This is a genomic window from Streptomyces caniscabiei, from assembly GCF_014930365.1.
In the GTDB taxonomy this organism is placed as follows: Bacteria; Actinomycetota; Actinomycetes; order Streptomycetales; family Streptomycetaceae; genus Streptomyces; species Streptomyces caniscabiei.
In genome coordinates this window covers 824,139-834,636 of sequence record NZ_JABXWI010000003.1, presented here as the reverse complement: position 1 = coordinate 834,636, position 10,498 = coordinate 824,139, and the positions used below count along the sequence as shown (strand labels likewise).

The 10,498-nt window shown below is 68.4% G+C and carries 3 protein-coding genes, 1 tRNA gene and 2 rRNA genes; 5 read left to right on the top strand and 1 reads right to left on the bottom strand.

The features are described from left to right. From HW837_RS11695 to HW837_RS11680, 4 genes are all read left to right on the top strand, one after another. Positions 1-630: ribosomal RNA gene (locus tag HW837_RS11695) — 23S ribosomal RNA — on the top strand; the annotation flags it as partial. 90 nt (positions 631-720) lie between these two features. Further along, positions 721-837: ribosomal RNA gene (rrf, locus tag HW837_RS11690) — 5S ribosomal RNA — on the top strand. A gap of 114 nt (positions 838-951) precedes the next feature. Beyond that, the gene (locus HW837_RS11685) at positions 952-1,614 is read left to right on the top strand and encodes a DegT/DnrJ/EryC1/StrS family aminotransferase (RefSeq protein WP_193381301.1); all 663 of its coding nucleotides are present in this window, start codon (positions 952-954) and stop codon (positions 1,612-1,614) included. Positions 1,615-1,737: 123 nt separating this feature from the next. Beyond that, positions 1,738-1,810: transfer RNA gene (locus HW837_RS11680), tRNA-Thr, on the top strand. A gap of 47 nt (positions 1,811-1,857) precedes the next feature. On the opposite strand, the gene HW837_RS11675 is transcribed toward HW837_RS11680, so the two are convergent. Further along, complete coding sequence (locus HW837_RS11675) at positions 1,858-4,602, bottom strand: SpoIIE family protein phosphatase (protein ID WP_045561158.1); 2,745 nt, start codon at positions 4,600-4,602, stop codon at positions 1,858-1,860. A gap of 456 nt (positions 4,603-5,058) precedes the next feature. Between HW837_RS11675 and HW837_RS11670 the strand changes: the two genes are divergently transcribed. Further along, a complete protein-coding gene (locus tag HW837_RS11670) occupies positions 5,059-10,455 on the top strand; it encodes a HAMP domain-containing protein (protein WP_177261952.1) in 5,397 nt (1,798 codons plus the stop codon). The last annotated feature ends 43 nt before the right edge of the window (positions 10,456-10,498 follow it).

Genomic DNA, 10,498 nt, shown 5'->3' with positions numbered 1-10,498 from the left:
GTAACGGAGGCGCCCAAAGGTTCCCTCAGCCTGGTTGGCAATCAGGTGGTGAGTGTAAGTGCACAAGGGAGCTTGACTGTGAGACCGACGGGTCGAGCAGGGACGAAAGTCGGGACTAGTGATCCGGCGGTGGCTTGTGGAAGCGCCGTCGCTCAACGGATAAAAGGTACCCCGGGGATAACAGGCTGATCTTCCCCAAGAGTCCATATCGACGGGATGGTTTGGCACCTCGATGTCGGCTCGTCGCATCCTGGGGCTGGAGTCGGTCCCAAGGGTTGGGCTGTTCGCCCATTAAAGCGGTACGCGAGCTGGGTTTAGAACGTCGTGAGACAGTTCGGTCCCTATCCGCTGCGCGCGCAGGAATATTGAGAAGGGCTGTCCCTAGTACGAGAGGACCGGGACGGACGAACCTCTGGTGTGCCAGTTGTTCTGCCAAGGGCATGGCTGGTTGGCTACGTTCGGGAGGGATAACCGCTGAAAGCATCTAAGCGGGAAGCCTGCTTCGAGATGAGTATTCCCACCCACTTGATGGGGTAAGGCTCCCAGTAGACGACTGGGTTGATAGGCCAGATATGGAAGCCTGGTAACGGGTGGAGTTGACTGGTACTAATAGGCCGAGGGCTTGTCCTCAGTTGCTCGCGTCCACTGTGTTGGTTCTGAAACCACGAACAACCCCATGCCATGGTCACGGTGTGGTGCGGTTGAGTGATTTCATAGTGTTTCGGTGGTCATAGCGTGAGGGAAACGCCCGGTTACATTCCGAACCCGGAAGCTAAGCCTTACAGCGCCGATGGTACTGCAGGGGGGACCCTGTGGGAGAGTAGGACGCCGCCGAACAAATATTGATAGAGCTGGTCCCCGAATTTCGGTTCGGGGACCAGCTCTTTTTTGTTGCGCTTTACTTGGAGTTCACGTTGCGCGACCAGGATCCGCGCCATGGGTACCGTTGGAATGCTCAGGGCCGCAGGTGTCGGCGCAGGTGACGAGGTCGTTGTGCCGGCGTTCGGGAACCCGGAGGTCGCTCAGGCGGTGAGCCTGGCGGGGGCCGTGCCGGTGTTCGCCGACATAGATCCGGTGACGTACTGCCTGGATGCCTCGGCCGTCGAGGCCGCGGTGACGTCGCGGACGGTGGCCGCCGTCGCCGTGCACCGCTTCGGAAGGTCCGCCGACATCGCGGCGCTTCATCAAGTCGGCCAGCGGCATGGGCTGTTGGTGCTGGAGCAGGGAGAGTCGGAGACGCCGTACAGCGAACTCGGGGAGCGTCGGCGGCGGGCCGCGTATCTCAGCGCCAAGCTGAAGGGCGTACGGACGCCCGAGGGCTGCGACGGGCACACCTTCCAGCAGTACGTCGTGCGGGTGCCCGGGAACGGGCGGCCGGACCGGGACGCCTTCGCGCGGGCCGTGCGGGCCAAGGGAGTCGAGTGCAGTGTGCCGGTGAAGACGCCGGTGCACCGGATGCCGGGGTTCCGGCGTGACGTCAGTCTGCCGGAGACCGAGCGGGCCGCCGACGAGACGCTGGCACTGCACATCGGCGGCGAGATGTCCCAGCGGCAGCTGCAGCGGTTGGTGTCGGCCTGCAATGCGCTCGGCGGGCTGCTGCAACCGGCCTTCTAGTTCCGGCGCTTGGAACACTCGGGAACGCCTGTGCCCGGCCGGTGCGCTGCTGGTTCGAAGCATCCGCCGAATCGGGGTATGATCTATCTCGTTGCCGCGAGGGAAACCTCGAACAGGTGACAGGCCCCTATAGCTCAGTCGGTAGAGCGTCTCCATGGTAAGGAGAAGGTCAACGGTTCGATTCCGTTTGGGGGCTCGGAAAGAAAGGCCCCGCCCAATGGGCGGGGCCTTTCTCGTGCTCGCTCAGTCCTGCTGGAGACCCGGGACGCGCATCGCCAGAATCGCCATGTCGTCGGAGGGCGCGTCGGAGGCGAAGCGTTCGACCGCGCGCATCACGCGGGCCGCGACCGCGCCGGCCGTGAGGCCCGTGCAGGCGGTGAGGACCTCGGTGAGGCCGTCGTCGCCCAACATGCGGGTGCCCTCTCGGCGTTCGGTCACGCCGTCCGTGACACAGAGCAGGACGTCCCCGGGGTCGAGGGTGACCGTCTGCTCGTAGAGCTCCAGGTCCTCCATGACGCCGAGCAGGGCCTGCGGTTCGGCGGCCGGTTCCACGGTGCCGTCCTGGCGCAGGCGCAGCGGGAGCGGGTGGCCGGCGCAGACGACCTTCAGGACCGCGCTGCCGTCCTCCTGGGGCCACAACTCGCCGTACAGGAGCGTGAGGAAGCGGCTGCGGGCGCCCTCGTCGATGATCGCGGAGTTGAGGCGCTCCAGGACCGCGGGGCCGGCGTAGCCCTCGCGGGCGAGCAGGCGCAGGGCGTGGCGGGCGAGGCCGGTGACCGCGGCGGCCTCCGGGCCCGTACCGCAGACGTCGCCGATGGCGAAGCCGTAGGCGCCGTCACGGATGGGGAAGAGGTCGTAGAAGTCACCGCCGACCTCGTTGCCCTCGCCGGCCGCGCGGTAGATGACCTCGACCTCGACGCCGTCGATCTGCGGGAGCTCGGGCGGCAGGAGGCTGCGCTGGAGGGACTGGCTGATGGCCACGCGCTCCGAGTACAGACGGGCGTTGTCCAGGGCGAGGGCGGCCCGGCGGGAGAGGTCCTCCGCGAGTTCCAGGATCTCCTGGCGGAAGTGCTCGTCTGTGGGCTTGCCGAGGGTCAGCATGCCGATCACGCGGTTGCGGGCCACGAGCGGGAGGACGACGGTCTCGCCGCCCACCGCCGAGGCCGTCGCCAGGGTGGTGCCGATGCCGGAGCTGACCGTGGCGGGTTCGCCCAGGCCGAGGCTGCGCATGGAGGTGCGCAGGGCCGCCTGGTGGGCCGCCTCGGCGGGAGCCGTCCAGACGCGGGCGCCCGGGGTGGGGATCGGCTCCGGCGGGCGGATCTTGGCGAGGAGGGCCTTGAGGCCGTCGATGAGGTCCTCGTCCTCGTGCAGGACGTAGCTGAGGTAGGGCTCCGAGGCCTGGTCGGCGATCGTGTAGACGGCGCACCACGTCGCGAGGGTCGGGATGGTCATCTGGGCCATGAGGGCCAGGGTCTGGTCGCGGTCCAGGGTGCCCGCGAGGAGGTCGGAGGCCTCCACCAGGAAGCTCAACGAGCCGCGGCGCAGGCGTTCCAGCTCGCCCAGGCGGGCCGACTCGACGGCCAGCGCGATGCGGTCGGCGGCGAACTGAAGGCGCAGGGCCTCCTCGTTGGAGTACCGGCCCTGGGCCTCGGCGGCGACGCCCAGCGAGCCCGTGAGGCGGCCCTCGACCTTGAGGGGGACCGTGACGACCGAGCGCATGCCCGTGCCGTTGAGGAGGGGGACGGCGCCGGGGACGGCCGTGAGGTCGTCGTGGACGGCCGGCATGCGGGCCGAGCCGTAGCGGCCGGGGCCGGCCTCCACGGGGACGCGGGCGAAGCGCTGGCGGGCCGAGGGCAGGCCCGTGGAGGCCCGTACCTCCAGCTCCGTCTCGTCGTCGGTGGCCAGCAGCAGGAAGGCGGAGTCGCCGTCGAGCATGTCGCGGGCGCGTTCGACCGTGCGCTGGAGGAGGCCGTCGAGGTCGTCCGGGGCGGGGGAGCCGATGAAGACCTCGAAGGGGTCCGTCGCCTGGCCCTCGCCCGAACCGGAGCTGTCGCCGGACGGCATGCGGATCGGGGTCTGGAGGACGGCGCGCTCGTGGTCGCGCACGAGGAGGCAGACGGTGGATGGGTCGCCGGCCGTGTCGCGGACCCGGAGGTGGGAGGCGTAGACCGGAAGCACGCGGCCGTTGGCGTCGCGGATGCCGTAGCTGCCCTCCCAGCGGGAGAGTCGGAGGGCCTCGGCGACGCCCGTGCTGGTGCCGGGGGTGTGCGGCCAGGCGGCGAGGTCGGTGAGGGGCTTGCCGACGACCTGGTCGGTGGCGTAGCCGAAGAGTTCCTCGGCGTCCTCGTTCCAGGCGCTGATGGCGCCCGTGCGGTCGATCTGGACGACCGCGACGCGGACCCGGCCGTCGGCGAGCGGGAGGAGGTCGGCGGGCAGGGACGGGCCGGCCGAGCGGGTGCCCACGGGGCGGTCGGGGAGGTCGAGTTGGAACCAGACCTGCTTGTGCGTGGACGTGTACTCGACGCCCCAGCGGGTGGCCATCGCCGCGCACAGCTGGAGGCCGCGGCCGCCCTCGCGGTCCGGGCTGCCCATGTTGATGTGGCTGCCCTGGAGGGGGATCTCACGTTCGGGGTATCTGTCGGCGACCTCGATGCGCACGCCGTCGTCGGCGCGCAGACAGAGGACGTCGGCGGAGGTGCCGGCGTGGATGACCGCGTTGGTGACGAGTTCGCTGGTGAGGACCACCGCGTCGTCGACGATGTCGGCGAAGCCCCAGCCCTGGAGGGTGTCGCGGACGAACGAGCGGGCGGTCGCGACGGATCGTGAGACGGCAGCGAAGCTGGCGGCCGCGCGCGCGGTGATCACAGAACTCCTTGTCCGGTTCTCTACGTGCGGGGGTGCGTGGACGGCCTCCTGCCGGGGCAGAGGCTGGTTCTCCGTCGGCCTGGGTTCCTGGGGGGTCTCCCCGGGATGCAGTCCGGTGGTCATGGTGAGGCCGCCCCTCCGATGCCTGCCCGCTCGTGCTCGTGCGCCACCGCCCAGGCCGGGTCGGAACCGGCGTGGCTGGACAGCCGCATGCAAGGTTACTTACCTTCGCCGTCCATGCGGATGCCGGTCGTCTGTGTTTCCGTCCGGAGGTGTGCGGACCGTGTGCGAAGCTGCCGAACTGTTATGGCCTGGTTCAGCCATGGTGAAACACTGGGCAGGCTTCCAGGAGAAGGTCGGGCGACTCCGAGTACGAAGCGGCACGAGTGGTACGAGCAGTGTGAGTAGTACAAAGCGTCTGAATGCGGCGAAGTACGCCCAGCAGGAACGGTCGACCCTTGCGGGAGGGACACAGTGGAGTCTGGCGCAGCGACGCGGGGCACTAAAGCGCGCGCGAAAGGCGGACAGTCCCTGAGTGACCAGCGCAAGTCGCGCAAACCACGCAGTGGAACCACGACCGTGGACACGGCCGCCCTGACCCGGCTGCTCACGGCTCTGGAGGCGATGCGGGACGGCAACTTCCGCAAGCGGCTGACCGTCTCGGGTGACGGCGTCATGGCCGAGATCGCCGCGGTCTTCAACGAGGTGGCGGACCGGAATCTGCATCTGACCGGCGAGCTGTCGCGGGTGCGGCGGGTCGTCGGGCGTGAGGGCAAGCTGACCGAGCGGCTGGAGACGGGGGCCACCGAGGGGTCCTGGGCGGCGGCGATCGACGCGTCGAACGCGCTGGTCGACGACCTCGTGCGGCCCGTCTCCGAGGTCAGCCGGGTGCTGTCGGCCGTCGCGGACGGTGATCTGTCGCCGCGCATGGAGCTGCGGACGCAGGCGCCGGACGGGACCGGGCATCCGTTGCGCGGGGAGTTCCTGAAGGTCGGGCGTACGGTCAACAACCTGGTGGACCAGTTGTCCACGTTCACCGACGAGGTCACCCGGGTGGCCAGCGAGGTGGGCACCGAGGGCAAGCTGGGCGGTCAGGCCAAGGTGCGCGGCATGTCCGGTTCGTGGAAGGACCTGACGGAGTCCGTCAACACCATGGCGTATCGGCTCACCGCCCAGGTGAGGGACATCGCGCTGGTGACGACCGCGGTCGCGAAGGGTGATCTGTCCCGGAAGGTCACGGTTCACGTGGCCGGCGAGATGCTGGAGCTGAAGGAGACCGTCAACACGATGGTCGACCAGCTCTCCGCGTTCTCCTCCGAGGTGACGCGGGTCGCCCGTGAGGTGGGTACCGACGGGCAGCTCGGCGGTCAGGCCGAGGTGCCGGGTGTGGCGGGCGTGTGGAAGGAGCTCACCGATTCGGTGAACACCATGGCCGGCAATCTCACCGCGCAGGTGCGGGGGATCGCCCAGGTCACCACGGCGGTCGCCAACGGCGATCTGTCGCAGAAGGTGACCGTGCCCACACGGGGTGAGGTGGCCAAGCTCGCCGAGACCATCAACCAGATGACCGAGACGCTGCGGATCTTCGCCGACGAGGTCACGCGGGTGGCCAACGAGGTGGGGGCCGAGGGTCGGCTGGGTGGTCAGGCGCAGGTGCCGGGCGCGGCGGGAACGTGGAAGGACCTCACCGATTCGGTGAACACGGTGTTCCGGAACCTCACCATCCAGGTGCGGGACATCGCGGCGGTGACCACGGCGGTGGCCGACGGTGACCTCTCGCAGAAGGTCACGGTGGACGTGGCCGGCGAGATGCTGGAGTTGAAGAACACCGTCAACGGCATGGTCGACCAGCTCTCGTACTTCGGTGACGAGGTCACGCGGGTGGCCAACGAGGTGGGGGCCGAGGGTCGGCTGGGTGGTCAGGCGCAGGTGCCGGGCGCGGCCGGTACGTGGAAGGACCTGACGGACTCCGTCAACACGGCGTTCCGGAATCTCACCGGACAGGTGAGGAACATCGCGGCCGTGACGACGGCCGTGGCGAACGGTGATCTCTCGCAGAAGGTCACCGTCGACGTCGCGGGCGAGATGCTCGAACTGAAGAACACCGTCAACACGATGGTGGACCAGCTGTCGTCGTTCGCCGATCAGGTGACGCGGATGGCGCGGGACGTGGGCACCGAGGGCCGTCTCGGCGGTCAGGCCCGCGTCGACGGTGTGTCCGGCACCTGGAAGGAACTCACCGACTCCGTCAACTCGATGGCCGGCAACCTCACCTCGCAGGTGCGCAACATCGCGCAGGTGACGACGGCCGTGGCGCGCGGCGACCTGTCGCAGAAGATCGACGTGGACGCGCGCGGCGAGATTTTGGAGCTGAAGAACACCATCAACACGATGGTGGACCAGCTGTCGTCCTTCGCCGACCAGGTGACCCGGGTCGCCCGGGATGTGGGTACGGAGGGCCGTCTCGGTGGTCAGGCGCAGGTGCCCGGTGTGGCGGGTGTGTGGCGCGACCTCACCGAGTCCGTGAACGGTATGGCGGGCAACCTCACCGGCCAGGTGCGCAACATCGCCCAGGTCGCCACGGCGGTGGCCCGGGGCGACCTGTCGCAGAAGATCACCGTGGACGCGCGCGGGGAGATCCTGGAGCTGAAGAACACGCTGAACACGATGGTGGACCAGCTGTCGTCGTTCGCGGAGGAGGTCACCAGGGTCGCCCGTGAGGTGGGCACGGAGGGCCAGCTCGGCGGTCAGGCCGAGGTGCAGGGCGTCTCCGGCACCTGGAAGGACCTCACGCAGTCGGTGAACTTCATGGCGAACAACCTGACCATCCAGGTGCGCCAGATCGCCGAGGTCACGACCGCGGTCGCCAAGGGCGACCTGTCGAAGAAGATCACCGTGGACGCGAAGGGCGAGATCCTCGAACTCGTCACCACCGTCAACACGATGGTCGACCAGCTGTCGTCGTTCGCCGAGCAGGTGACCCGGGTGGCCCGCGAGGTGGGCACCGAGGGCATCCTCGGCGGCCAGGCGCACGTGCCGGGCGTCACCGGCATCTGGAAGGACCTCAGCGGCAATGTGAACCTGATGGCCAAGAACCTGACCATGCAGGTGCGGAACATCTCCCAGGTCGCGGCGGCCGTCGCCAACGGCGATCTGACACGGACGGTGACGATCGAGGCGGCCGGCGAGGTCGCGCAGCTCGCCGACACCTTCAACAGCATGGTGAAGACGCTGAGTTCGTTCGCCGACCAGGTCACCAAGGTGGCCCGTGAGGTGGGCACGGACGGCATCCTGGGTGGCCAGGCGCATGTGCCGGGTGTGGCGGGTACGTGGAAGGACCTCACCGAGTCGGTGAACTCGATGGCGTCCAACCTCACCGGACAGGTGCGCAACATCGCGATGGTGACGACCGCCATCGCCAAGGGCGATCTGACCAAGAAGATCGACATCGACGCGCGCGGCGAGATCCTGGAGCTGAAGACCACCATCAACACGATGGTCGACCAGCTGTCGTCGTTCGCGGAGGAGGTCACCCGGGTGGCCCGCGAGGTGGGCACCGAGGGGCAGCTGGGCGGCCTCGCGCGCGTGCGTGACGTCGACGGCACCTGGCGGGACCTCACCGAGTCGGTGAACGAGATGGCCGGGAACCTGACCCGGCAGGTCCGCGCCATCGCGCGCGTGGCCACCGCGGTGACCCGGGGCGACCTGAACCTCAAGATCGACGTCGACGCGTCCGGCGAGATCAAGGAGCTGCAGGACTACATCAACAAGATGATCGCCAACCTGCGGGACACCACGATCGCGAACCAGGAACAGGACTGGCTCAAGGGCAACCTGGCCCGGATCTCCGCCCTGATGCAGGGCCGGCGGGACCTCGACGACGTGGCCTCGCTGATCATGAGCGAGCTGACGCCGGTGGTGTCCGCGCAGCACGGAGCGTTCTTCCTGGCGCTGCCGTTCCTCGACGGCAAGGACCTGGCCCCGGACAACGACGACCAGTACGAGCTGCGCATGCTCGGTTCGTACGGCTACTCGATGGGCTCCATGCCGGCGTCGTTCCGGCCCGGTGAGGCGCTGGTGGGGACGGCGGCCAAGGAGAAGCGCACGATCCTGGTGGAGAACGCGCCGAGTGGTTATCTGAAGATCTCCTCCGGTCTCGGTGAGGCGCCGCCGGCACAGGTCATCGTGTTGCCGGTGCTCTTCGAGGGGACCGTGCTCGGGGTGATCGAGCTGGCGTCGTTCACGCCGTTCACCCAGATCCAGAAGGACTTCCTGAGCCAGATCGCGGAGATGATCGCGACGAGCGTGAACACCATCTCCGTCAACACCAAGACCGAGGTGCTGCTGAAGCAGTCGCAGGAGCTGACCGAGCAACTGCGTGAGCGGTCCGACGAGTTGGAGAACCGGCAGAAGGCCCTCCAGGCGTCCAACGCCGAACTGGAGGAGAAGGCCGAGCTGCTGGCCCGGCAGAACCGCGACATCGAGGTGAAGAACACCGAGATCGAGGAGGCGCGGCAGGTCCTGGAGGAGCGTGCCGAGCAGCTCGCGGTGTCCATGCGCTACAAGAGCGAGTTCCTCGCGAACATGTCGCACGAGCTGCGCACGCCGCTGAACTCGCTGCTGATCCTCGCCAAGCTGCTCGCCGACAACGCCGAGTCGAACCTGACGCCCAAGCAGGTCGAGTTCGCCGAGACGATCCACGGGGCGGGCTCGGACCTGCTCCAGCTCATCAACGACATCCTGGACCTGTCCAAGGTCGAGGCGGGCAAGATGGACGTCTCACCGACCCGGATCGCCCTCGTCCAGCTCGTCGACTACGTGGAGGCCACCTTCCGGCCGCTGACCGCGGAGAAGGGCCTCGACTTCTCCGTACGGGTCTCGCCGGAGCTGCCCGCCACGCTGCACACGGACGAGCAGCGGCTGTTGCAGGTGCTGCGGAACCTGTTGTCCAACGCGGTGAAGTTCACCGACTCGGGGGCCGTGGAGCTGGTCATCCGGCCGGCGGGCGCGGATGTGCCGGTGGCCATCCGGGAGCAGCTGCTGGAGGCGGGCTCGCTGCGGGACGCGGACGCGGACATGATCGCGTTCTCGGTGACCGACACGGGCATCGGTATCGCGGCCAGCAAGATGCGGGTCATCTTCGAGGCGTTCAAGCAGGCGGACGGCACCACGAGCCGCAAGTACGGCGGTACGGGTCTGGGGCTGTCCATCTCGCGGGAGATCGCCCGGCTGCTGGGCGGCGAGATCCATGCGCAGAGCGAGCCCGGACGCGGTTCCACCTTCACCCTGTATCTGCCGCTGCACCCGAGCGAACTGCCGCCGCAGGGCTACGCCCACAACACGCCGGCCGCACTGGAGGCGGGCGAGCTGCTGGCGTCCGAGGAGGAGCTGGCGCGGCGCGCCGAGACGCCGGCCGAGGTGAAGTCGTACCGCGAGACCCAGAACGGGGCCGCCGCGCTCTTCAGGCGGCGTCGCCGGTCCGTGCCGACGGGCTCCCCGTCCGCCTCGCACGCGCAGGGCAACGGGCAGGCGCAGGAGCACTGGGCGCAGCAGGCGGCTCAGGAGGCGGCCTCGCAGGCGCGCCGGACGGCGGCCCGGTTCGACGGTGAGAAGGTGCTCATCGTCGACGACGACATCCGTAACGTCTTCGCGCTCACCAGCGTGCTGGAGCAGCACGGTCTGTCGGTGCTGTACGCGGAGAACGGCCGTGAGGGCATCGAGGTCCTGGAGCAGCACGACGATGTGACGGTCGTACTGATGGACATCATGATGCCCGAGATGGACGGGTACGCCACGACGACGGCGATCCGCCGGATGCCCCAGTTCGCGGGGCTGCCGATCATCGCGCTGACGGCCAAGGCGATGAAGGGCGACCGGGAGAAGGCGATCGACTCGGGTGCTTCCGACTATGTGACGAAGCCGGTCGATCCGGATCATCTGTTGGCGGTCATGGAGCAGTGGATGCGGCGTGAGTGACAGGAGGTGCGGCCCGTGGTCACAACGCGTTGGGGGGCGCACG